This is a genomic window from Flavobacterium melibiosi, assembly GCF_048158545.1.
Lineage (GTDB): Bacteria > Bacteroidota > Bacteroidia > Flavobacteriales > Flavobacteriaceae > Flavobacterium > Flavobacterium melibiosi.
The window spans coordinates 21,113-46,365 of record NZ_JBLNKU010000009.1; the positions used below are offsets into that span (position 1 = coordinate 21,113).

The following is a 25,253-nucleotide window of genomic DNA, read 5'->3' on the forward strand; positions in this document are numbered from 1 at the left end:
AATAAAATGTTTTTTGAAAACTTTCAGTTAGGTTTTTTGCTTTTTCTTCTTAGCTGCAGGAAACAAAACATTATTCAAAATCAAGCGATAGCCAGGGGAATTGGGATGTAAATCAAGAACCGTGGGTGCATCTCCGACTTGATGTTGAAAATCTTCAGGATCGTGGCCACCATAAAAAGTAAACATTCCTTTACCTTTTTCGCCATGAATATAACGTGCTTCGCTATTCAACTCACAAGTTCCCATCACCAAAATATTAGACTTTATAAGCGAAGCATCAAAAGAAGTTGTCTGTCCCATAAATCCCTTTACCAACTGTGTATGATTTTGACACAACATACTGGGAATTGGATCCCATTTTGCCGAAAATTCCATTAAGGTAAAATAATCCTTATCCATAGGAATTCTTCTTTTCATAGTCATATCAATATCTGAAAATTCATATTGCTCCGGTCTTCTTTCTAAAATAAAATCTTTGAAAGCAAACGAATTATTGTAATTCATCTTAGATTGATAATTAGCATCACTGGCGTCACCGTCAAACATAGCTTCGCAAATGTCTACACCATCAGCAGCCAAAGCAATATCAAAACTATCTGTTGCTGAACACATCGCAAACATAAATCCACCGCCAATAACAAAGTCCCTGATTTTTTTGGCTACAGCGCCCTTTTCTTGTGACACTTTCGAGTACCCTAATTTAATTGCTAATGCTTCGGCATCTTTCTTTTGTTCGATGTACCAAGGCGCATTTTTGTAAGCTCCATAGAACTTACCGTATTGCCCCGTAAAATCTTCATGATGCAAGTGCAACCAGTCGTAAAGTAACAGCTGATCACTTAATACTTCTTCATCATAAATAGGTGTAAAAGGAATTTCGGCATAAGTCAACACCAGTGTCACCGCATCATCCCAAGGCTGTTTTCCTTTTGGCGTATAAACGGCAACTTTTGGCGCTTTTTCAAGTATCACCGTTTCCATATTTTGAGAAGGACTCGAAATTTCATCTAGAATTCTGGCTTCTTCACTATCCGAAAGGATCTCAAAACTCACTCCCCTAATCTGGCACTCTTTGCGTATTTCTTCAGCATCAGGCAATAAAAAAGAACCACCTCTATAATTCAGCAACCAACTGGCTTTGTAATTTTTGTCCAAACACCAATACGTGATTCCATATGCCTTTAAATGATTTTGTTGCATGGTTTCATCCATTGGCAACAAAATAAAAGAGGCTTTTACACTTATTGACAAAAGAATAATAAGAATAAATAAGAATCGTTTGGACATCGTTTATTAATTTTTATACATCAAAGATAGAAAGGAACAGATTTAAATGACTAAAATTTAACGTTTAAATAAATGACACAATCATTTTAGAAATAAACACGTAAAAATATGTATAGCCAAACTACTCCTTTAAATGATGAAGGTGAGGCAGTATTTTTTTTTGAAATTACTGAAAGGAAAGTGTTTATATTTTAAGTAAAAAATTGATTCTGGGTTACGAATATGAGCGCTAGTAAGGAAGTTAAACATTTATTTTGTTAAAAGCGAGACAATGAATCTCTTCCATTACTTGAAAACCATCACCTGTTTTTGAAATAAAATTTATTTAACCCTTCACGGCACGCTTTTGTCAATTTAATAATAGTATTAACAAAATAAATATATAATGTCAGAAAAAAGTAAAAAAAAATTTGGTGTTTGGATGGATTTACATCATGCAACTATTGTAGGTAGAGAAAATGTAGATTTAGGTGAATTCGTAATATTAGGCCATTAAAAAGCTAATGGTAAAGGCAGTAACTCTAGTGAAAATGCAGCAAACAATGCTGAAAGAGATTCGCTTCACAAATTATTCAAAAATATCACTTCACACATGCAAAATGTTGATGAATTATATGTAACCGGCACAGCTCAAGAACAATTTATTAAATATTTGAATGAGACTCCACAATTCAAAAATGTAGAGGCTAAAGAAAGTACTTCTAATAAAATGAGTGATGAAAAATTAATTGAATATGTATCTGCACAATTCAACTAATTTTTTTTATATAAATGAATAAAGACTGTCCCAAAAGACAGTTTTTTTTACGACTTGAAGTTTGATTTTACAATAATATATTGATAGAATTATTTTTATTCAAATCCTTTTAGGTTTTGTCTCTTTTGAAACCGAAAATTTTTTTTGGAGTTGAAATTCCAATTTTCTTGTGTGAGGGATAAAAGTGAAAATCCTCCCTTGTCTCGTTCTTAAAACGAGGCAAGAGAAATTACAAAAATAGCCCGCACTTGTTGCTGTAAAAATAGAATTTTGTACCTTTAGTTCTGCAACGAGGTCACAGCCAAATTTAAAATTTTGGAAGATGATTCGATTCAAAAACTGCTTTGTTAGCCCTTGCTAAATGATAATTCCCAAATGGTAATTAAATTTTTATATTATGTAATTATCTAATTTTATTCTGAAAAAAAAATTTAAATTTTGGTTGTCAGGAACCCACTTTTTCATTTCATTGGAAGAAAAATATTTTTTTGATGTGGGTTTCAAATTAACCTATCTTTGCCGTCCCGAACGGTCGGGAGAAAAACGTGTTTATGAAGTTTGATTTATTAAAAAAAGATCCGCAGTCCAAAGCCAGAGCGGGAAGTATTACCACTGATCACGGTGTGATTGAAACCCCAATTTTTATGCCTGTTGGTACCGTTGGTTCCGTAAAAGGCGTGCATCAAAGAGAATTGAAAGACGATATAAACCCAGATATTATTTTGGGAAATACCTACCATTTATACTTGCGACCACAAACCGAAATTCTTGAGAAAGCAGGCGGTTTGCACAAATTCATGAACTGGGACCGCAATATTTTGACGGATTCTGGTGGGTATCAAGTCTATTCGCTATCAGCCAACCGAAAAATTAAGGAAGAAGGTGTAAAGTTCAAATCGCATATTGACGGTTCGTACCACTTTTTTACACCAGAGAATGTGATGGAAATTCAGCGTACCATTGGTGCCGATATTATCATGGCTTTTGATGAGTGTACGCCGTATCCTTGTGATTATAACTACGCAAAACGCTCCATGAAAATGACCCACCGTTGGCTGGATCGTTGCATCAATCATTTAGATACGCAGCCTTTTAAATACGGGTACGAACAAACGTTTTTCCCAATTGTTCAAGGAAGTTGTTATAAAGATTTACGCCAACAATCGGCAGAATATATTGCAAATTCAAATCAACAAGGAAATGCGATTGGCGGACTTTCAGTAGGGGAACCTGCAGAGGAAATGTATGCGATGACCGAAATAGTTTGTGAAATTTTACCGGAAGACAAACCCCGTTACCTGATGGGCGTAGGAACTCCGATAAATATTTTGGAAAATATTGCCCTAGGAATTGACATGTTTGACTGTGTGATGCCTACGCGTAACGCCAGAAACGGAATGTTGTTTACGGCGAATGGTTCTATAAATATCAAAAACAAAAAGTGGGAAGATGATTTTTCGCCAATTGACGAAATGGGAATCACTTACGTGGATACAGAATATACGAAAGCGTATTTGCGTCACCTTTTTGCTGCCAATGAATACCTTGGAAAACAAATTGCCACCATACACAATCTTGGTTTTTATATGTGGCTGGTTCGTGAAGCCAGAAAACATATTTTAGCGGGTGATTTCAGACCTTGGAAAGAAATGATGGTGAAGAATATGAGCCAGAGGTTGTAAATTCGTTAATTTGTTAATTCGGTTATTTGTTTAATCGAATGAACCAGCAGCTATTTTAACGAATAACCAAATAAACGATTAACCGATTAAACCTTTATGCTAACAATAATAGACAAATACATCCTTAAAAGATATTTAGCCACTTTTGCGGTTATGTTGTTGATGTTTATACCTATTGGGATTATTATTGATGTTTCGGAGAAGATTAATAAAATGATAGAGAACAAAGTTCCATTTTTGGAAATTGCTACCTATTATTATAATTTCACGATTTATTTTGCCAATTCCTTGTTCCCAATTTTTTTATTTTTATCCATTATTTGGTTTACTTCAAAATTAGCCAACAATACAGAGATTATTGCCATTCTGAGTTCGGGAATTTCTTTTACCCGATTCTTAAGACCATACATTATTGGGGCTTCCATTATTTCTGTTTTTGTTTTATTGATGGGGTTCTTTGTGGTTCCTGCTGCCAGCGAAGGTTTTAATAACTTTAGATATACGTACCTGAAGACTGGTGGAAAAGAGGCTATGAGAGGAGATAACACCGATGTTTACCGACAAATTAGCGACAATGAATTTATCTATGTAAACAGCTTTAATGCTTTGTCAAAGGTAGCCTTTAATTTTTCATTGGAAAAGTTCAATAAAGAGAAACTAGAGTATAAAATTACGGCAAGCAGAATCAAATGGAATCCAAAGGATAAAACTTATACCATGTTTGATTATACTAAAAGAACGGTAGGTGAATTTGGTGATAAAATTGAAAAAGCACCTCAAAAAAATGCCCGTTTTAGTTTTGATTTAGAGGATTTAGCTCCCGTGGTTTATATTGCTGAAACATTGAGTTTGAATAAGCTGATTAAGTTTATTGACAAGGAAAAAAAACGGGGTTCGTCTAATATCAATGTGTATTTAGTGGTACTGTATAAAAAATTCAGTGTTCCTGTTTCGGCATTTATTCTTACCATAATTGCGGTTTCGGTTTCATCCATGAAACGAAGAGGCGGAATGGGAGTCAACTTGGCAATAGGAATTGCCTTAGCTTTTGCCTTTGTCTTCTTTGATAAAATTTTTGGTGTATTGGCCGAAAAATCAAGTATTCCTCCCATGTTAGCAGTTTGGTTGCCCAATGTTGCTTTTGGAATTTTAGCCATTTATTTATTACGAAATGCAAAACGATAAATTGCAGCCTTATATAAACCTACATCTGATTGTTTTTATTTGGGGTTTTACCGCTATTTTAGGGGCGTTAATCACCATAACTGCCGATGCTTTGGTTTGGTATCGCATGTTTTTTGCAAGCGTTTTTTTATCACTTTTTATTCTATTCAAAAAAAAATCATTTAGAGTTCCTATAAAATCCCTCTTAAAATTGATTTTTGTGGGGTTATTGATTGCACTGCATTGGATCACTTTTTTCAAAGCAATTCATGTTTCTAATGTTTCCATTACGCTTTCGGTTTTCTCTTTGGGTGCTTTTTTTGCATCGCTACTGGAACCCATTTTTTACGGCAGGAAAGTACTTTGGTATGAAGTCTTTTTTGGACTTATTATCATCGCTGGATTAGCATTAATTATGAAAGTCGAAGTCAATTATTTAGATGGCATGTTGTATGCTTTGGGATCCATAATATTAGGGGTTTTGTTTACATTGATGAACGGAAAACTGATAGAAAATCACGATCCTTCCGTTATATCGTTTTATGAATTCATGGCAGGTGTATTCTTTATTACTGTATACTTTTTATTTCAGCAAAAATTCACCGTAGACTTCTTTATACTGACTACTAATAACTGGATTTTAATTTTGATTTTAGCTTCTGTTTGCACCGCTTATGCCTTTACTGCTTCGGTGAAAGTCATGCGAAAACTCTCGCCTTATACGGTAATGCTGACGACTAATCTAGAACCCGTTTATGGGATAGTTTTAGCCTATTTTATCCTTGGCGGGAAAGAAAAAATGAGCTTTGAATTCTATATCGGAGCCGTAATAATTGTAATCACAGTAATCCTAAACGGTGTAATTAAACACTATCAAAAGGACAAAATAGAATAAGTTCTTCAAAGTTTGATGAAGCAAAATTTTGCACATAAATATTAAATTTACCTTTTTGAACGATTTAAAATTTTATCTTTGCCTTTCCAAATAAAAACAAAACGCAGAAATCCTATGGAATATTTAGATTTTGAGCTTCCGATAAAAGAACTAGAAGAACAGTTAGATAAATGTCTGGTTATTGGTCAGGAATCAGATGTTGATGTGACGAATACTTGCAAACAAATCAACAAAAAACTAGAAGAGACCAAAAGACATATTTATAAAAATTTGACTGCTTGGCAACGTGTACAGCTATCAAGACATCCTAGTCGTCCTTATACAATGGATCACGTACGTGCTTTATGTGGTGATACTTTCTTAGAACTTTTTGGAGACAGAGGTTTTAAAGACGACAAAGCCATGATTGGTGGTTTAGGAAAAATTGATGGACAATCTTTTATGATTGTTGGTCAACAAAAAGGATTCAACACCAAAACACGTCAATTTCGGAATTTCGGAATGCCAAATCCTGAAGGGTACAGAAAAGCATTGCGATTGATGAAAATGGCCGAGAAATTTGGTATTCCTGTATTGACTTTAATTGATACTCCCGGTGCTTATCCAGGACTTGAAGCCGAAGAACGTGGACAAGGTGAGGCTATTGCCCGAAACATATTTGAAATGATTTGTCTAAAAGTGCCAATTATTACTGTAATTGTTGGTGAAGGAGCTTCTGGTGGAGCATTAGGAATAGGTGTTGGTGACAAGGTATATATGATGGAAAACACTTGGTATTCTGTTATTTCTCCGGAATCATGCTCTTCTATTCTATGGAAAAGCTGGGAATATAAAGAGCAAGCTGCCGAAGCATTAAAATTGACTTCTGCTGACATGAAAAAACAAAAATTAGTGGATGATATCATCCCTGAACCATTAGGTGGCGCGCATTATGATAGAGAGACCGCTTTCAAAACAGTGGAGCAATATATTATGAAAGGTTTCAATGAATTGAAAGACTTATCAACAGAACAATTAGTTGCTCAAAGAATGGAGAAATACAGTAAAATGGGCGAATATAAAGAGTAAAACCTTACAAATTGATATTTAATCCGAAGCCTTACAGTTTCGGATTTTTTTATGGTTATAAACAAAAAATAGTTACTTATGAACAATTATTTGTAACAACTCAATGACAATATTTTTTTAATTTTTGTTACTTTCGCTGTATGGAAAACTTCAGAAATATTAATCCTGTGAAGGTTGATAAAACTACTATAATAAGCCTTGAAAAAGGAAAATTACAACCGCAGGTTCTCGATTTAGAAGAGGCTGTACTAGGCGCCATGATGATTGATAAAAAAGGGGTAGATGATGTAATTGACATTTTACAGCCCGATGCTTTTTACAAAGATGCACACAAACATATTTTTGAGGCTATCGTTCAACTGTTTACAGAGACGCAGCCTATTGACTTATTAACCGTTTCTGCCCAACTTAAGAAAAATGCAAAATTAGAATTGGCAGGAGGAGATTTTTACTTAATTCAGCTTACGCAAAAGATATCGTCTTCCGCACACATTGAATTTCATTCCAGGATCATACTTCAAAAATTTATTCAACGCAGTCTGATTCGGATTTCTACTGAAATTATTGAAGAATCGTATGATGAAACAACGGATGTTTTTGATTTATTAGACAGAGCCGAATCCAAATTATACGAAGTAACACAAGGAAACATTAAACGAAGTTCGGAGACGGCACAGAGTTTAGTGTTACAGGCCAAAAAACGAATCGAGGAAATCGCCGGTCAGGAAGGATTGAGTGGTGTAGCAACAGGGTTTGACAAATTAGATAAGATTACTTCAGGTTGGCAACCCAGTGATTTAATTATTATAGCGGCAAGGCCAGCAATGGGTAAGACTGCATTTGTATTATCGATGGCCAGAAATATGGCAATTGATTTCGGAATGCCAGTTGCCTTATTTTCCCTGGAGATGGCATCGGTTCAGTTGATCACTCGTTTGATTTCTTCCGAAACAGGGTTATCATCTGAAAAATTACGTACCGGAAAACTTGAAAAACACGAATGGGAACAATTGAGTACCAAAGTTAAAAATTTAGAAAAAGCTCCACTGTTCATTGATGACACGCCATCACTTTCTATTTTTGATTTAAGAGCAAAAGCGAGACGTTTGGTTTCGCAACACGGAATACGAATTATTATTGTCGATTACTTGCAATTGATGACTGCCGGTGGAAACGGAAAAGGAGGAGGAAATAGAGAGCAGGAGATTTCTACGATTTCTCGAAATTTAAAAGCATTGGCAAAGGAATTAAACGTTCCGGTAATTGCCCTTTCTCAATTATCACGTGCGGTCGAAACACGTGGTTCCAGTAAAAGACCATTATTATCCGATTTACGTGAATCAGGAGCGATTGAACAAGATGCTGATATTGTATCGTTTCTGTACCGTCCAGAATATTACAAAATTGACGAATGGGATGATGATGAAGCCTCACCAACTGCAGGTCAGGCAGAAATAATGATAGCCAAACACCGTAATGGTAGTATAGAAAATGTTCGGTTAAAGTTTATTGGACATTTAGGAAAGTTTGATAATCTGGAAGATTTCAGTGGGGGTTATGATGATTTGCCTTCAAGTATGAATCAAGATGATAATCCTTTTATTACTAAAAACCTCCCATCAGCCAATGAAGCTTTTGGAAGTAATCTTAATGACCCTGATGATGACAGCGATGTTCCTTTTTAGAGGATAAAACAACCTTGATACTGTGTTGATTAATATAAAGTAAGGAGACGTCTCAAAAACATAATTTGAGGCGTTTTTTTATTTCATTTATATAAAACCAATTAGTTGAATTATGATTCTACCTATTCGATTAAACTTCCATCACTCATTTTATTGGAAGTACTTTCCTTAGCCTCATTTTGGATATATTTCTAAAACAAATCTAACGGATTATAAAATTCGTGAGATTAATAAAACCTAAGAATACTCCATTTAGTCACTCAAAAAAATTCGATACTACTGAAACAAACAATTTTTGAAATATATTATTCATAACATCAAATTTCACATAGGAAACGTAAAAAAATACAAATATTTAAAAATGAGCTAATTAACTTAGAATAGTAATACTTTTTGGCAGTAAACAAAGGAATATTTGATTATCTTTGAGATAGTAATAAGAATCCTTTTTCATCTTTTGAATTATCGATTGTTTAGAAAACCAGCCCATCTCAAGCCATTAGACCTAATGGATTAATTACCTTTTCATAAAAAAAGTTAGCAATTATATCGAATAAATACTGCGCAACCATTAAAATCGATAGCATGAAAAAGATACTCTTTCTATTATTTTTTCATTTATCAATTATGCCTTTTGCTTTTTCTCAAGAGGCAAAAGACATTGTAAGAAAAGCAGACGAAAAAGCCAAAGGAAAAACCTCAATTTCCAGTATCACCATCCAAACCATACGCCCCAGCTGGTCCCGGGAAATGAGTGTGAAAGCCTGGACAAAAGGCAATGATTTGAGCCTCATATTGGTTTTGGCTCCAGCCAAAGAAAAAGGTGTAGTGTTTTTGAAACGAAAAAAAGAAGTCTGGAACTGGATTCCCTCAATAGAACGAAACATCAAAATGCCACCTTCGATGATGAGCCAAAGTTGGATGGGAACGGATTTTACCAATGATGATTTCGTAAAAGAAGCCTCTATTCTAGAAGATTACAATCATTCCTTTTTGAAAGAGGTCGTTATTGATGGCAGATCTTGTTATAAAATTCAACTGCTGCCCAAACCCAAATCAGCAGTGGTTTGGGGAAAAGTAATTATGGTGATTGACAAAAAAGATTTCATGATGCTGCATGTCGAATATTTTGATGAAGATGGAGCGCTCATTAACACGATGCATTGTACCGATATAAAACTATTGGGAGGTCGCTTGTTACCCGGAAAAATGGAAATGGTTCCTGCAAACAAAAAAGAAAACAAAACCATCTTAATATACAACTCACTTGTTTTTGACACACCGCTGGACGATTCTTTCTTTACCACCCAAAACTTAACCAAAGTAAAATGATTCTGAAATTAATTTGGAGAAATCTTTGGCGCAACAGCCGACGTACGCTAATTACGATGGCTTCGATTGCTTTTGCTGTTTTATTTGCCGTTTTGATGAAATCGTTTCAGAATGGGGTTTTCAATAATTTAATTAAAAATGTGGTGGGTTATTATTCTGGCTATGTCCAAATTCATCAAAACGGATATTGGGACGAACAGGTTCTCGAAAACAGCTTTGAACTAAAAAATTATTTAACAGCCCAACTTCAACAGAATTCACAAATAAGGGAAATAGTTCCTCGATTGGAAACTTTTGTTTTGGCTTCCAAAGGAGCTACAACCAAAGGATGCTTGCTCGTGGGAACTGATGCCGTGAGAGAAAATAATCTGACTCAATTGAAAAGCAAACTAATTAAAGGAACATATTTCGAAAAAAACGAAGAAGCAGTTCTCCTTGCCGAAGGTTTGGCAAAAAGATTGGATGTAAGCGTCAACGATACCATTGTACTTTTCGGTCAGGGTTTTCATGGTGTTATGGCGGCCGGAAAATACAAAATAAAAGGCATTGTTCATTTGGCTTCGCCTGCTATGAATGATGCTTTTGTGTATTTGCCATTGGCTGCAACCCAATATTTTTTGAGTGCCGAAAACAGACTTACATCGGTCTCACTGGGAATTGACAATCCCGAAAACACAGATGCGATTGCACAAAATCTAAAGAATGTCATTGGGCAACAATACGAAGTGATGCCTTGGCAGGAAATGATGCCGGAAATTGCCAATCACATCAAAGCCGACGGTTTTTCGTTTTACATTTTTTCAGGGATTTTATACCTCATCATTAGCTTCGGACTTTTTGGAACAGTTTTAATGATGACTGCTGAACGCAAATATGAATTTGGAATGCTGATTGCCATTGGAATGAAAAAAACCAAATTAGAACTGATTTTACTGGGAGAAACTATACTCATTACTTTTTTTGGTGTGCTTTTGGGTTTTTTGTTGAGCTTGCCATTAGTGATTTATTTGAAAGAAAGACCCATTCGTTTTGGAGGGGAAATCGCCAAAGTATACGAACAATTTGGTTTTGAAGCCCTCTTCCCTACCGATGTGGACCAAAACATTTTTTTAACCCAATCCCTTATTGTTTTGGCAATGGCAATAGTTATTGGCTTATACCCGCTTTGGCATATAAGAGGCTTAGATCCAGTGAAAGCAATGAAAAAATAAAAATGAAACCACCATGTTAACAAAAATCGCCAGCAGAAATATTTGGAGGAGTAAAAAACGAAGCCTCATCATCATCATAGCGGTGAGCATTGGTTTATGGGCGGGTATTTTTATGATGGCTTTTTATAACGGCATGATTGAACAACGCGTGAATACAGCTATAACAAGCGAATTATCCCATATCCAATTGCATCATCCCGAGTTCAGAAAAGAATACGAAATAAAGTATCATTTGCCGAAAGGCAGAAAAATGCTCGAAATCATTGGCAAAGACAGCCAAATAAAAGCCACAGCGGGTCGCATAATTATAAAAGGAATGATTGCCTCGGCCTCCGGAAGCAGTGGTATAACCATAAACGGAGTGATGCCCACCGAGGAACAAATACTCACCAATCTCAAGGAAAAAATAGTACAAGGAAATTATTTCAATCCACAAAAGACAAACGAAATCATCCTGAGTGAAAAGCTCCGAAAAAAACTAAAATTGAACCTCAACAAAAAAACCATTCTGACTTTTCAGGATAAGGAAGGTAATCTGGCATCGGCGGCATTCCGAATTACGGCTCTTTACAAAACAACAAATACGCCTTATGACGACAGTAATGTTTTTGTAAAAATTACCGATATTGATTCGCTGGCAGGAATTCCAAATGCTGTCAATGAAATTGCCGTTTTACTACAATCCAACCAATTATTGGATGAAAGTCAAACCCATCTGAAGCAAAAATTTCCCGGAACAGAAATAAAAAACTGGAAGGAAATAGCACCGGAACTTGGATTAACAGTTTCCGTGGGAGACCAAATGGTATTTATTTTTATGGGGATTATTCTGTTGGCGTTGGCTTTTGGAATTGTTAATACCATGATGATGGCGGTTTTGGAAAGAACACGCGAAATAGGAATGTTGCTGGCTTTAGGCATGAATAAATTCAAAATATTCATGATGATTCTACTGGAAACTTTTTTTCTGATATTGGCCGGTTGTCCGGTCGGGATACTACTTGCCTTTGCCGCTATTGGAATTACCCAGAAAACCGGAATCGACTTTAGCCGCTTCTCAGATGTCTATTCGAGTTTTGGCTACAGTTCCATAATTTATCCCAATTTAACGTCAAGGCAGTTTGTAATTATAATGCTTTTAGTCTTGCTTACCGCTCTATTTTCGGCCTTATTTCCGGCGAGAAAAGCGTTGCAATTGAATCCGGCAGAATCTTTAAAAAAATAATCGCCATGAAAGAAACCGTAATAGATGCGCACAATTTATCGAAAATATACGATGAAAAAACCATTCCGGTTTATGCGCTAAACAAAGTACATCTTCATATTTCACGTGGTGAATTCACGGCTATTAAAGGGCCTTCGGGATCAGGAAAAACCACTTTATTGAATATGATTGGTGGCTTGGATATTCCTTCCGAAGGTTTTGTCGAAATTAACGGAACCAACATCACGGAGCTGAAAGGCAATGAATTGATTGACTTTCGATTGAACAATATTGGTTTTGTATTTCAATCCTATAATTTGATTCCGGTGCTTACCGCCAAAGAAAACATTGAGTTTATCATGCTATTGCAAAAGCGTCCCAAAAAAGAAATGGAGCAACGGGTTTTGGAATTACTGAAAGAAATAGGATTGGAAGATAAAATTAATAAACGTCCCCGGGAATTATCCGGCGGACAACAACAACGTGTGGCCGTGGCGAGAGCATTGGCACCAAAACCACAATTCATTCTGGCGGACGAACCCACGGCAAATCTCGATTCCGTTTCAGCAGAAAATTTATTGGATATGATGCTAAAACTCAATCAGGAAGAAAATATGACATTTGTTTTTTCGACACACGACCAAAGGGTCATCAACCGAGCTAGAAGAGTCATCACGCTCGAAGACGGGAAAATTGTTGCTGATACCGCACCAACTGAAACCATACATGAATCAAAAGAAATAAAATAAACTGTTGTGAAATTTTATAACTACATATTCACCACAATTTTATACTTCACTTACACGACAGTTGTTGCGCAAGCGGATAGCACAAAAACGCCTTGGATAGAACTCAACGGCTATATCAAAGACATGCAAAGCACTTATTTTATTCAGAAAATTGATTCGAATGCATCAATGAATCTGATTCACAATCGGTTAAATTTTAAGTTTAATATTTCTTCCAAAATAAGTGGAAGGTTAGAAATTCGGAATCGCATTTTTTATGGGGAACAAGTCAAACAGATTCCTGATTTTGGAAAAACCATCAACAAATACAATGGCTTATTCAATCTTTCTCATTTGTGGATTGACGAAAAATCATTCGTCGCACATTCGGTTATCGATAGAATGTTACTTCAATATGGGGATGAAAAATGGGATATCAAAATTGGGAGACAGCGCATCAACTGGGGAATTAACAACATTTGGAATCCCAATGATATTTTCAATGCCTATAACTTTCTGGATTTTGATTATGAAGAACGACCTGGCAATGATGCCATACGAATTCAGCGCAATCTTGAGAATAATTCCGTTTTAGAATTTGCCTACAAGCCTAGCAAAAATAAAGACGAACATACGGCCGCTTTTCTATATAAATTCAACAAATGGAAATATGATTTTCAGATGTTGGGCGGGATGTATCAAATTGATTATGTATTTGGTGGCGGTTGGGCTGGAAATATTAAAAAGGCCGGATTTAAAGGGGAATTCAGTTATTTTATTCCAAAGCGAAACACTTTGGAGACATCCAAAACGGTCAGCTTTTCTATCATGGCGGATCAAACTTTTAAAAACAATTGGTATATTTCACTTGCCGGTTTATACAATAGCAATCCTACGAATGTTTTTGCCTTCAATGGAAGTTTTTATAATTCTAATTTGTCAACAAAATTGTTGTTTCCGTTCCGCTATAATTTTTATACGACGATTATGAAAACAATTTCCCCTATTGCGTCATGCAACTTTTCCTTTATTTATTCGCCCGAAAAAAACACGTTGATTTTTGTTCCCACTTATGCGTGGAATGTGGCGACCAATTTTGATTTGGATTTTACGGCGCAATCTTTTTTTGCGGAGCAAAACAATTCCTATACAAATTTAATAACCCAAATTTATATTCGAGGCAGATGGAGTTTTTAGACAATTAAATCAAAACAAAAATTATCTTATGTAACAAATAGCACCATAAAATCAGCTATGTAATCGTAAATTTGTAACACTAAAATTTACATAAAAGGCTGAATAATCTTTAAAAAATAACAAAATGGAAGTAGCAAAAATAATTAAAGAAAAACTGGGAACTATAGTGGATGTGCGTAGCCACGGTGAATTTATGGGCGGTCATGTTGCGGGTTCCATTAATATTCCCCTGAATGAAATTCCGCAAAGAATTGAAGAATTACGAACCCTTAAAGAGCCATTAGTACTTTGTTGCGCATCGGGAAACCGAAGTGGACAGGCACAGCTCTTTCTGACTGAGCATGGAATTGAATGTTATAATGGAGGCTCCTGGTTAGATGTAAATTATCATCAATCTTAAATAAAATGATAAACAGACTCAAAAAATTATTCGGGTTAGGACCAAAAGTGGACTATTCTGAATTAATAAAACAAGGAGCCATTGTTTTGGATGTTCGAAGTAAGGGTGAATATACCGGAGGACATATAAAAGGTGCTGTAAATATTCCCGTCGATACTTTGAGAAATAACCTATACCAACTAAAAGACAAGAACCAAACAATTATTACTTGTTGCACCTCAGGAATGCGAAGCGCTTCCGCAGAAAGTATTTTGAAATCAAATGGATTTACTCAAGTGTACAACGGTGGCGGATGGCGTAGTCTTCAAAATAAAATTGGATAATAAGACAAAAGCAATCAACAAATACAGCAAGTTAAATTTTAAAAAAAATCATATTATTCGTATTTACAATTAGTTAATTAACAATTGATTCGATTATAGTTTGTTTAATTTTATAGTATTAAAAAAGTAAGTAATGAGTTTGTATGATAAAGCACCAAATTTAGTACCACTTACAACAATTAATCTTAAAAAAACAACTATTATGAGAACTGAAAGTAGTAAAAACGAACCTTTTAAAGGAGCTGTTCAAGCAAAATCAAATGCAGCACATGGATTGAGAGATTTATTTGAAGTTGGATTGAAAGACATTTATTGGGCAGAAAAAGTGTTGACTAAAACGTTACCAAAAATGGTAAAAAATGCTTCTTCTCCAGAATTAGTTAACTCTTTAAAAAACCAGTTAAGTGAAACACAAGAACATGTATCACGTCTGGAAAAAATATTTGAAGTAACAGGTATTGCACCAACAGCAAAAAAATGTGATGCCATGCAAGGTATATTGAAAGAAACTAATGGTCTTATTAGAGAAACCGATATTGGTATGGTACGTGATGCAGGACTTATTGCAGCAGATCAAAAAGTAAAACATTATGAAATTGCAACCTATGGTACTTTACATGCATTTGCAAAAACTTTAGGTGAAAACAAAGCAGCTGAATTGCTCGCTATGAATCTTAATGAAGAGAAAAAAACTGATGCTGCATTAACTGGAATTGCTTTATCTGCTGTCAATAGACTAGCCTATAAAGCAGATGCCATTACAAATACTTAGAATGTAATTTTAATTGGGGAATAGTAATTTCTTATTGTTTCACTATTTGATATAAAGCCTGCTCAACGCGGGCTTTTTTGTTGATTATTGTTATCTGAATTACTAATTTAGATAATCCCAAACTGTAATGGATTATCCATTAAATATTCAAAAAAACGTTTGCGGTAACCCTAAATAAAAATTACATTTGCACCAGTTTAACTTTTACACACAAAATGAAGCCTAACACACAACAATTAAACGATTTAACTATCCAAGTCAGAAGAGATATTCTTCGAATGGTTCACGCTGTAAACTCAGGTCACCCTGGAGGTTCTCTAGGTTGTACTGAATTTCTTGTAACCTTGTACCAAAACTTGATGGAACGCAAAGAAGGATTTGATATGGACGGAATTGGAGAAGATCTTTTCTTCCTTTCAAACGGACATATTTCTCCAGTATTTTATAGCGTTTTAGCGAGAAGTGGGTATTTCCCGGTATCTGAATTAGCAACTTTCCGTCTTATTAATTCAAGATTACAAGGACACCCAACTACACATGACAGTTTACCTGGAGTGAGAATTGCGTCAGGATCTCTTGGACAAGGATTATCAGTAGGAATTGGTGCTGCACAAGCAAAAAAATTGAATGGTGACAACCATATCATTTACACGCTTCATGGTGACGGTGAATTACAAGAAGGTCAAAACTGGGAAGCAATAATGTATGCTTCTGCTAAAAAAGTTGACAATCTTATCGCTACAATCGATTTAAACGGAAAACAAATTGATGGTACGACTGACGAAGTTTTATGTATGGGAAGTATCCGTGCTAAATTTGAAGCTTTTGATTGGGATGTTTTGGAAATTGAAAAAGGAAACGACATCGAAGCTATTATTGCCGGAATGAATGACGCAAAATCAAGAACTGGAAAAGGTAAACCAGTTTGTGTATTGTTGCATACTGAAATGGGTAACGGAGTAGATTTTATGATGTACAGTCACGCTTGGCATGGTAAAGCGCCAAATGACGCACAATTGGAAAATGCTTTAAGTCAAAACTATTCAGAAGACGAAACGGACTACTAATTTAGTATTCAGTGTTCAGTCGCAGTATTTATTCCCGATAACTATCTAGATAATCAGGGGTTTTTAGTAATCCAAAAAAACTTAGTGTCTTTGTGCCTTTGTGGCCCAGAACCTTAAAAAGAAAATAAATGAAAAAATATACAAATACAGGAAGTAAAGATACTCGCTCGGGTTTTGGAGCGGGAATGACTGAATTAGGTCAAAAGAATGAAAATGTTGTTGCACTTTGTGCTGACTTAATTGGTTCATTAAAATTTGACGATTTCAAGAAAAATCATCCGGAGCGTTTTTTCCAAATTGGAATTGCTGAAGCAAACATGATTGGAATTGCAGCCGGTTTAACTATTGGAGGAAAAATTCCTTTTACAGGAACTTTCGCTAACTTTTCTACAGGAAGAGTTTACGATCAAATTCGTCAATCAGTTGCTTATTCTGAGAAAAATGTAAAAATCTGTGCTTCACACGCAGGATTAACTTTAGGTGAAGATGGTGCAACACACCAAATCCTTGAAGACATAGGATTAATGAAAATGTTACCGGGAATGACTGTAATCAATACTTGTGATTACAATCAAACTAAAGCGGCTACATTAGCTTTAGCTGATCACCATGGTCCGGCTTACTTGCGTTTTGGTCGTCCGGTTGTGCCTAACTTTATGCCCGCTGATGAACCTTTTGTAATAGGAAAAGCTATTTTATTAAGCGAGGGTACTGATGTAACTATTGTTGCTACGGGACATTTAGTTTGGGAAGCACTTATTGCTGCCGAAGCTTTAGAAGCTAAAGGAATTTCTGCTGAAGTAATCAACATCCATACGATTAAACCATTAGACGAAGCTGCGATTTTGAAATCATTAGCTAAAACTAAATGTATTGTTACTGCTGAAGAGCACAACATTCTTGGTGGTCTTGGAGAAAGCGTTTCTAGAGTATTAGCATTAAACAGTCCAGCTCCACAAGAGTTTGTTGCGGTAAATGACAGCTTTGGAGAATCTGGAACACCAGAACAATTAATGGAAAAATACAAATTGAACAACCAAGCGATTGTTGAAGCTGTTGAAAGAGTTATTAAAAGAAAATAATTCAATTCATTTTGAACATAAAAAAATCCCATTCGTAATACGAATGGGATTTTTTGTTTACTGTCAGGTTTTATTATTGACAGGTTTTATCTAAATGCTTTTTGATTCTTGCAGGATCTGTTGTATTACCATCACAACTTGGAATACTTGTAAATGAATAAGACAATCCGGTAGCAGGGTTTTTAATTTCCAAGTTAGTGATATAATTATCTCCATCATCATCTACATCAGCAAAGTTAGGAACTCCATCTCCATCTGTATCATCAGGATTCACAACTCCTGTTGCTAATATTCGCATAAAACCATCGCCATTTAAATCCTCCAAATAAGACGGTATGCCATCGACATCTTGATCCAATCGTTGAATTTCATATAATTTAAAACTAAATACTAAAGGAGTATAAGACGGTATAGATGCACTCCCCGAAGAATAATAAGCCAATCCAGACGGTAGAAACATAATCCCAGCCCCAAAGTCATTGTAAGAAACAGTCCCATCAGCATTTGACGCATAAGTTCCCGTTTTGAATTGTGGAAACACTTCTCCCCATCCAACTATTGTACTAAATAAACTCAATATGGCTTGTGGATATTTTACTTCTTCAAATTGTGTTACAGTGAGTGTGGTAACATTTGATGCTGTTACTTGCTGCAAATAATCCCCTCGATATGAAGCTAATACACCATCTACATTAGATGGGGACTCCCCCACTCCTTCTCTCAATACTAAATAATATACCTTATAAGTAATATCATGAAGACTTACGTCTTTACTCAAAAGTTTAGGAAAAGTGGTTTGATCTTTATACGACCAAATTGAAGGTTGAGTTCCTCCATCTGGAATTTTAGTAAACGTCACATCCTGATCGTCGCTTTTCCCAGGATTATTTGTAACGGTAATATAATATGTTTTTAAATACTCTTCAATATCCTTTAAATCAGTAGCATATTGCACTGCATAATCTCTAGGTGGTTCAATTTCAGCAGCATCATCCTTCGAACATGAAAATAAAGAGAGGGTTGTAATTAATAGAATAAAATAATACTTAAATTTGTTCATTATAGCTAAATTTTTAAGTGCGCAAGATACAATATTGATTGATTTTTGTAAACTATTTAACTCCGATTTTAGAAAATTTATGAGAATAGATAAATATTTATGGTGCATGCGGTATTACAAAACCCGAAATATGGTTACTGAAGCCTGTAAAAAGAATCATGTGACAGTAAACGGCCTTGTTGCCAAGCCATCGAAGGAAGTTTTCCCTACTGACAAAATCACGTTCCGGAAAGACCAAATTACCCAAATTATAACTGTTCTGGACATTCCAGAAAATCGTGTTGGGGCTAAATTGGTAGATATTTATAGAAGAAACGATACTCCCGCCGAGGCCTATCAACATTTAGAACTTTTAAAATTATCGAAAGAGCATTATCGAAAAAACGGAACAGGAAGACCTACCAAAAAAGACAGAAGAGATATCGATGGGTTTATCCCCACCCCGCCCCGCCCCGAAGGAGAGGGAGACGAGTCTTGAAAATAGTAATAGACATTTATAAAACAAAATAATATTTAATACAAAAAACTATTCCCCTTTGCCAGAAATGGCACCCTCTCCTTTGGAGAGGGCCGGGGAGAGAAAAAAAACACTAACATGAGCAAAAATATCATTCTAACGAATCAGGAAATTGAGCATAAAATAAAAAGAATAGCTTACCAAATCTATGAAACCTTTGTAGATGAAGAAGAAATTGTCATTGCAGGAATTGCAACCAATGGTTTTACTTTTGCAAAAAAAATAGCGCTCGTACTTGAAACTATTTCTCCACTTAAAGTTTCGCTTTGCGAAGTTCAAATCAACAAGCAGAATCCTCAATTACCAATTCACACTTCTTTATTAAAAGAACAATATGCCAATAAAGGATTAGTTCTTGTTGATGATGTATTGAACTCAGGCACCACACTAATCTATGCAGTAAGGCATTTTATCGATGTTCCTTTAAAAAAATTCAAAACAGCGGTCCTAGTGGATAGAAACCATAAAAAATACCCCGTAAAAGCTGATTTTAAAGGCATCTCGCTATCCACTTCACTACTAGAACACGTACAGGTTGTTTTTGACGAAAACGGAGACAATTACGCTTATTTAAGCTAAAATTTCAACAATATCCAAAACTGTCTGTTCGACTGTCTTATCATCTACAATCACCTTATGTTGCGCTTGATTGTAATAATAACTTCTATCGAAGAGATGTTTTGCAATAAACTCTTTCATTTCGTCCTCGCTTTTATCGGCAATAAGAGGACGTTTACTCTTATTATGAGCTAATCTATTGAATAACGTCTCTATTGAAGCTTTGAGATAAACAGACACCACATTATCGCCTATTAACAACTCATGGTTATTTGCATAACAGGGTGTTCCTCCGCCCAAACCTATAATTAAGCTGTCGGGAGAATTCAATAATTCGACAAAAACTTCGTGTTCTAGTTTTCTAAAATAAATTTCTCCGTACTTTTCAAAAATGTCATTAATTGACAAATTTATTTTCTCTTCGATCTTTTTATCCAAATCCACAAAAGGGATTTCGATAACTTTTGACAGTTTATTTGCAATTGTAGACTTACCACAACCCATATAACCTAATAATATAATTTTTTTCATCTGAATAAAACCTTACAAATTAAGGTGTTGAGTAATTTTGTTAAAAAAAGACAAATTTATAATAAAATTGCTTGGAAAACTCCAAAATAAGTCCTTATATTTGCACCCGCATTCAAGGAAAGAATTTGACTCGATAGCTCAGTTGGTAGAGCACATCACTTTTAATGATGGGGTCCTGGGTTCGAGCCCCAGTCGGGTCACAAATTTGTGATCAACACATACTTTTCTTGAAGCATTGACTCGATAGCTCAGTTGGTAGAGCACATCACTTTTAATGATGGGGTCCTGGGTTCGAGCCCCAGTCGGGTCACAAAAGGTCGAGTAATTTATTACTTGGCCTTTTCTCTTTTAAGGCCACGTGGAGAAACGGTAGACTTGCCAGCTTGAGGGGCTGGTGCTCGCAAGGGCGTGTGGGTTCAAATCCCACCGTGGTCACTTTATGGGACAAAGAAGAAAAATTCTTCCTTGTCCCATTTTTATTTAAGGGTATTCGACTGTTAATCAAATATATAATCCCCACAACTTCGTTGATTCTAGTGGTTCGAAACTCATTTTTTAAAATAGTGAAATTTTCAGGGTAAATCGAACCAATCAAATCTCGCGAATCTACCCATTCTCCGCTAATGTAGCATTCATGAAGCTTCAGGAGATTTTCTATACCGGAATTCAACAAGTCATCAATATTATCCTTGTCTTCATTTATAACTGATAATTTCGATTCCAGTTTACAAACACATAACACCATTATTTAACGCAATAATTAACAAAAGTGTAATTACTGTAAAATATGAACCATTCAATACACCGGAATACAAAGTAACTTTTCATCCATACTTCTTAAAACAATACAATAACAGGTGGTTTGTTTTCGGATATAACGAATTCAATCAAAACCAACATTGGAACCTGGCATTAGACAGAATTAATGGAGACATCGAAAAGTCAAATGAAAAATATAGAGAAGACACTACCGATTGGATAGAATTCTTTGACGATATCATTGGAGTTTCTAAAGATCCAAATAGACAAGTAGAAGAAGTAAAATTGGTATTTAGCAAAGAACAGGCCCCTTACATCGATACCAAACCACTGCACTGGTCTCAAAAAACAAAATTGCTTGAAGACGGTTCTTTAGAGGTAAGAATCAAGGTTATGCTAAACTATGAATTAGAGATGAGGATACTATCATTTGGTGAAAAGGTAAAAGTACTTGCCCCTGATTCACTAGTAATCCAAATAAAAGAAAGAATACAAAAGCAACTAAATAATTATTAATACTGTGCGCATATAATGCACTATGTAAATATATCTTTGCAGAGAAGTTTAAAAGCATCTATGAATAAACCATATTATAATAACGACCAAGTTAAAAATATTTCAAACGAGATATGGCACATTTTTGATTATTTAAGAAGTTCGATACCTGTAGAAGATCTACATGTTCTATTATTTTTACTATCAGGGTATAAAGATGGTCTATTTGATACACTTCAAAATGAATACATCGATTTAAATAATGATTTAATAAATTACTATAATAGAAATAACAAATACGACAATATTGCAGAAGTTTATTCATCAATTATTAGATACATTCCAAGACAAAAATTAAGTGATATTTTAATATTATTTAATAGAATAAATCAAAGTGAATTACAAGAGTTTTTTCCAGAAATTTTTGATTCAATTCTTTATAGAATTTCAAATGCTCAAGGTAAAAATTCTGGAGAGTTTATTCAACCATTTGAAATTAGTCGACTTATAATGAATTTAGCGGACTTAAATGATAATGCTACAATATACAATCCTTTTGCTGGCTTAGTTTCTTTTGCTACATTCTTGCACCCTAATCAGAGATATTATGGTCAAGAAATAAATCATCGCACATGGGCTTTAGGTTCTTTACGTCTTATGGCTTATAACCAAGAACATTTTGACTATAAACTAGAGGATTCAATTGAAAATTGGATGAGCTTTGGAGAATTTGATTTAATTGTATCTAACCCCCCTTTTGGAATTAAAATCCCTAGACATTTTACTAATGGAGCAAATTCATCAGTCGAAATGTTCTTAATTGAAAAAAGTTTACAAAAACTTCCTAAAAAAGGACAATTGATTGTTATTTTACCTCAATCATTTTTATATACTTCTAGTATTAACAATAAAAAATATAGAGAATATTTAGTAAACAATAATTTTATTGACACCATAATTTCTCTTCCATCTGGTTTATTAAAACATACTGCAATTCCAGTTTGTATTGTCATTTTTAGAAAAACTTCTATTAATCATAACTTTATCAAATTTGTTGATGCTTCTGAATTTGCAATAAAATCATTGGATAAAAAAGGCAAAATTCTTGATGATTTAAGACTATTGGACTACATAAAAGCTGATTACGAAAATGATTTCGTGAGAAATATTGACTTATTTCAAATTCAAGAAAATGATTATAATTTAAAAGTTAATCGCTATTTGATTGATGATGATTTTGAAGGTATAAAATTATCAGAAATTGGTCATTTCATATCTGGAACTAGAAGTGCTAGAGAAAAAATCGCCAAATTTGTTAAGATTAAAGATTTAAAGGATGATATTGTAAATTTTTATTTAGACACAAACACAATTGATTATAAAGAAATACCTAGTAATAATGTTAGAAAAATTGAACAGGATTGCCTTCTTGTGGCAGTCAGATGGAAAACCCTTAAACCTACCTATTTTAAATACCAAGGTGAAGCAATCTATATTTCTAATGATATATTTGCAATTAAGATTGATGAAAACAGAGTCAATATTAATTACTTAATAAATGAACTTAGTTCAGATTATGTAAATAAACAGCTAGACAGGTACAGAATAGCTAGTGTCATCCCAATGATTAGAAAAGTGGATTTATTCAACTTAAAAATTGAATTACCATCTTTAGAAGAACAAAACAAAAAATATTATTTTCAAGCTGAAAAATATCTTTCTACAAGAGCTGAAGAATTCAATACAGTTTACAAAGAACAAGAAATTAATGTAAATGATGAAAACAGTTTTTTAAGACATCAAATAGCAGGATCATTAAAAAACGTTAGAGGTGCTTTTAATTTTGTTAAAAGGATTTTGGAAGAACAGGTTAGACCTCAAATTCCAGAGTTAGATAATTTAAAAGCTAACGTAAAATTAGAAACCACTTTTTCTAATTATATGAACATCATTGAGCGTGATTTAATTTCTATAAATAAAGCTGTAAATAAAGCCGGTGATAAAATTGACCTATTAGATTTAAACATTGAATATTTTGACCTACTCTTATTTATCAAAGAATATGCTGAAAGTCTAAAAATTAGAGCTAAAAATTTATTTACAGTTACACTTGATTTAGATGAAAATGCAATTAAAGAATATGGCATTTCAGGCATTCTAATTCATGGAGATAAAGACATTATTCGAAAAATGTTTGATAACATTATTGAAAATGCAGAAAAGCATGCATTCACCAACAGTATCAATAGTGGTAATAAAATCAAAATAGAATTATTATATGATTTTGAAGATGATAATGTTCAAATTGATATTTCTAATACCGGAAATCCACTCCCAGAAAGTATGACACACGATTCTCTGACTAGAAAAGGTAGCTCGTCAGGTAAGAATTCTGGTGACGGTGTAGGTATTTGGTTTGTAAACGAAGTAATGAAAATTCATAAAGGAAAATTTGGTTATACTGATGAAACTGGTCCAGAAGGAATTGATGGTGAATATGTAACAACAATGGAATTAACTTTTCCAATAATTCAAGCACTGTGAGAAAATACAAAGTAATATGGTTTGATGATGAACATCAAAAATTTCAATCTATTAAAGACGAAGCTCTTCTTGAAGACGTTCGATTAATAGGTTATTCAAATGCAAAAGAAGGAATTCCTGAATTAAGAGACAATTATAAAGAATACGATGCTGTAATTTTGGATGGTTTATTTTTAAAAAATGAAGAACAAACAGGAACAGATGTTGATCAATCTGCATTTGGCGAAGTTGCCAAAGTTTTAAGTGACTTGAAAGCCCAAAACAAAATTTTACCTTGGTTCATTTTCTCTGGCCAAAGTTCTTTTGTTAAAGATAAAAATGTACTAGTTGATGTTCTAAAAGATACAAGTTTTGCTAATGGTAAAGTTTTCGATAAAAACAAAGACGAAGATTTTACTAAACTGCTCAATGAAATTAAAAATGAAGCTGATAAAAATCCTGAAAGAATTATAAAGGTTGAAAATCCTGAAATATTTTCAATTTTTGAAGAAGGTATTTTGCCTGATGATGTTGAAAGTCAATTGTTATCAATCTTTAAAAAACCGTTTTACGACGAGAGAGCAGAGCTTAAAGCAATACTAGTAAATATTAGAAGTATACACGAAAGTACCTTTCTTAAATTGGAAGAAATTGGAGTCTTACCTAACCTAGATCAGTTTAGTAAAAAAATAAGACATCTTTCAGGAAATATTACTAAAAATGCCTCGGGTAAATATATCGCAACATCACTGCAGTATCAACCTTCTGAAATTGAAAACCTTCAAAAATGGATTTATTTAACTTGTGGTACTTATATTCATCACTTAGACCAAGCACATTATACAGGTAATGTTATTTCCAATTATGCGGTTCAATCCATGTTTTCAGGATTATTAGAATTATTACTATGGTTCAAAAAAACATACAAAGAAAATATCTAAAATAAACTCAATTAC

Annotated in this window: 24 protein-coding genes and 3 tRNA genes; 24 read left to right on the forward strand and 3 right to left on the reverse strand. The window is 34.3% G+C overall.

Translation table 11 applies throughout. The annotated features are described in order from the left end of the window. Positions 1-27: 27 nt before the first annotated feature. Positions 28-1,287, reverse strand: a complete 1,260-nt coding sequence (locus tag ACM55F_RS11875; RefSeq protein ID WP_416854012.1) for an asparagine synthetase B — start codon at positions 1,285-1,287, stop codon at positions 28-30. Positions 1,288-1,879: 592 nt separating this feature from the next. Here ACM55F_RS11875 and ACM55F_RS11880 point away from each other — a divergent pair. From ACM55F_RS11880 to ACM55F_RS11955, 16 genes are all read left to right on the forward strand, one after another. Beyond that, the gene (locus tag ACM55F_RS11880) at positions 1,880-2,044 is read left to right on the forward strand and encodes a hypothetical protein (RefSeq protein WP_416854013.1); all 165 of its coding nucleotides are present in this window, start codon (positions 1,880-1,882) and stop codon (positions 2,042-2,044) included. Between the two features lie 551 nt (positions 2,045-2,595). Further along, on the forward strand, positions 2,596-3,726 hold the full coding sequence (gene tgt, locus ACM55F_RS11885) for a tRNA guanosine(34) transglycosylase Tgt (RefSeq protein ID WP_416854015.1): 1,131 nt from the start codon (positions 2,596-2,598) through the stop codon (positions 3,724-3,726). A 96-nt stretch (positions 3,727-3,822) separates the two neighbouring features. Beyond that, positions 3,823-4,911, forward strand: coding sequence for an LptF/LptG family permease (locus ACM55F_RS11890; RefSeq protein WP_416854016.1), 1,089 nt, complete (start codon positions 3,823-3,825; stop codon positions 4,909-4,911). Further along, complete coding sequence (locus ACM55F_RS11895) at positions 4,898-5,785, forward strand: DMT family transporter (RefSeq protein WP_416854017.1); 888 nt, start codon at positions 4,898-4,900, stop codon at positions 5,783-5,785. The genes ACM55F_RS11890 and ACM55F_RS11895 overlap by 14 nt, the downstream gene beginning before the upstream one ends. A 114-nt stretch (positions 5,786-5,899) precedes the next feature. Continuing rightward, positions 5,900-6,853: an acetyl-CoA carboxylase carboxyltransferase subunit alpha gene (locus ACM55F_RS11900; RefSeq protein WP_416854154.1), complete on the forward strand. Its 954-nt coding sequence runs from the start codon at positions 5,900-5,902 to the stop codon at positions 6,851-6,853. A 140-nt stretch (positions 6,854-6,993) separates the two neighbouring features. Next, positions 6,994-8,538 carry a replicative DNA helicase gene (gene dnaB / locus ACM55F_RS11905; RefSeq protein WP_416854018.1) on the forward strand — a complete coding sequence of 515 codons (1,545 nt, stop codon included), beginning with the start codon at positions 6,994-6,996 and terminating at the stop codon, positions 8,536-8,538. A gap of 585 nt (positions 8,539-9,123) precedes the next feature. After that, positions 9,124-9,870 (forward strand): outer membrane lipoprotein-sorting protein, encoded by a 747-nt coding sequence (locus ACM55F_RS11910; RefSeq protein ID WP_416854020.1) that lies wholly within the window; start codon positions 9,124-9,126, stop codon positions 9,868-9,870. Beyond that, complete coding sequence (locus ACM55F_RS11915; protein ID WP_416854021.1) at positions 9,867-11,081, forward strand: ABC transporter permease; 1,215 nt, start codon at positions 9,867-9,869, stop codon at positions 11,079-11,081. The genes ACM55F_RS11910 and ACM55F_RS11915 overlap by 4 nt, the downstream gene beginning before the upstream one ends. Positions 11,082-11,094: 13 nt before the next feature. Then, the gene (locus ACM55F_RS11920) at positions 11,095-12,306 is read left to right on the forward strand and encodes an ABC transporter permease (protein ID WP_416854022.1); all 1,212 of its coding nucleotides are present in this window, start codon (positions 11,095-11,097) and stop codon (positions 12,304-12,306) included. A 5-nt stretch (positions 12,307-12,311) separates the two neighbouring features. Next, positions 12,312-13,034: an ABC transporter ATP-binding protein gene (locus ACM55F_RS11925; RefSeq protein ID WP_416854023.1), complete on the forward strand. Its 723-nt coding sequence runs from the start codon at positions 12,312-12,314 to the stop codon at positions 13,032-13,034. Positions 13,035-13,040: 6 nt separating this feature from the next. Further along, positions 13,041-14,210, forward strand: coding sequence for a hypothetical protein (locus ACM55F_RS11930; protein ID WP_416854024.1), 1,170 nt, complete (start codon positions 13,041-13,043; stop codon positions 14,208-14,210). Between the two features lie 124 nt (positions 14,211-14,334). Beyond that, positions 14,335-14,610, forward strand: coding sequence for a rhodanese-like domain-containing protein (locus ACM55F_RS11935; RefSeq protein WP_416854025.1), 276 nt, complete (start codon positions 14,335-14,337; stop codon positions 14,608-14,610). 5 nt (positions 14,611-14,615) lie between these two features. Continuing rightward, positions 14,616-14,933 (forward strand): rhodanese-like domain-containing protein, encoded by a 318-nt coding sequence (locus ACM55F_RS11940; protein WP_416854026.1) that lies wholly within the window; start codon positions 14,616-14,618, stop codon positions 14,931-14,933. A gap of 133 nt (positions 14,934-15,066) precedes the next feature. Further along, complete coding sequence (locus ACM55F_RS11945; protein ID WP_416854027.1) at positions 15,067-15,705, forward strand: YciE/YciF ferroxidase family protein; 639 nt, start codon at positions 15,067-15,069, stop codon at positions 15,703-15,705. Positions 15,706-15,920: 215 nt separating this feature from the next. Beyond that, positions 15,921-16,772, forward strand: a complete 852-nt coding sequence (locus tag ACM55F_RS11950) for a transketolase (RefSeq protein WP_416854028.1) — start codon at positions 15,921-15,923, stop codon at positions 16,770-16,772. Positions 16,773-16,900: 128 nt separating this feature from the next. Next, positions 16,901-17,854 (forward strand): transketolase family protein, encoded by a 954-nt coding sequence (locus ACM55F_RS11955; protein WP_416854029.1) that lies wholly within the window; start codon positions 16,901-16,903, stop codon positions 17,852-17,854. A 73-nt stretch (positions 17,855-17,927) separates the two neighbouring features. Here the strand turns inward: ACM55F_RS11955 and ACM55F_RS11960 are convergent, their stop codons facing one another. Continuing rightward, complete coding sequence (locus ACM55F_RS11960; RefSeq protein WP_416854030.1) at positions 17,928-18,914, reverse strand: FKBP-type peptidyl-prolyl cis-trans isomerase; 987 nt, start codon at positions 18,912-18,914, stop codon at positions 17,928-17,930. 79 nt (positions 18,915-18,993) lie between these two features. Here ACM55F_RS11960 and ACM55F_RS11965 point away from each other — a divergent pair, with 79 nt between their 5' ends. After that, entirely contained in the window at positions 18,994-19,392 is a 399-nt protein-coding gene (locus ACM55F_RS11965; RefSeq protein ID WP_416854031.1) for an RNA-binding S4 domain-containing protein, read from the forward strand. 117 nt (positions 19,393-19,509) lie between these two features. Beyond that, entirely contained in the window at positions 19,510-20,010 is a 501-nt protein-coding gene (locus tag ACM55F_RS11970; RefSeq protein ID WP_416854032.1) for a phosphoribosyltransferase family protein, read from the forward strand. Here ACM55F_RS11970 and ACM55F_RS11975 read toward each other — a convergent pair. Continuing rightward, positions 20,002-20,520, reverse strand: coding sequence for a shikimate kinase (locus ACM55F_RS11975; protein ID WP_416854033.1), 519 nt, complete (start codon positions 20,518-20,520; stop codon positions 20,002-20,004). The two genes, ACM55F_RS11970 and ACM55F_RS11975, sit on opposite strands and share 9 nt — an antisense overlap. Positions 20,521-20,647: 127 nt before the next feature. Here ACM55F_RS11975 and ACM55F_RS11980 point away from each other — a divergent pair. From ACM55F_RS11980 to ACM55F_RS12005, 6 genes are all read left to right on the forward strand, one after another. Then, positions 20,648-20,720: transfer RNA gene (locus ACM55F_RS11980), tRNA-Lys, on the forward strand. 37 nt (positions 20,721-20,757) lie between these two features. Continuing rightward, positions 20,758-20,830 (forward strand) — tRNA-Lys (locus tag ACM55F_RS11985). A 42-nt stretch (positions 20,831-20,872) separates the two neighbouring features. Continuing rightward, positions 20,873-20,955 (forward strand) — tRNA-Leu (locus ACM55F_RS11990). A 300-nt stretch (positions 20,956-21,255) separates the two neighbouring features. Next, the gene (locus tag ACM55F_RS11995) at positions 21,256-21,795 is read left to right on the forward strand and encodes a WYL domain-containing protein (RefSeq protein ID WP_416854155.1); all 540 of its coding nucleotides are present in this window, start codon (positions 21,256-21,258) and stop codon (positions 21,793-21,795) included. Between the two features lie 60 nt (positions 21,796-21,855). Then, positions 21,856-24,318, forward strand: coding sequence for an N-6 DNA methylase (locus ACM55F_RS12000; protein ID WP_416854034.1), 2,463 nt, complete (start codon positions 21,856-21,858; stop codon positions 24,316-24,318). Next, a complete protein-coding gene (locus ACM55F_RS12005; protein ID WP_416854035.1) occupies positions 24,315-25,238 on the forward strand; it encodes a hypothetical protein in 924 nt (307 codons plus the stop codon). The genes ACM55F_RS12000 and ACM55F_RS12005 overlap by 4 nt, the downstream gene beginning before the upstream one ends. The last annotated feature ends 15 nt before the right edge of the window (positions 25,239-25,253 follow it).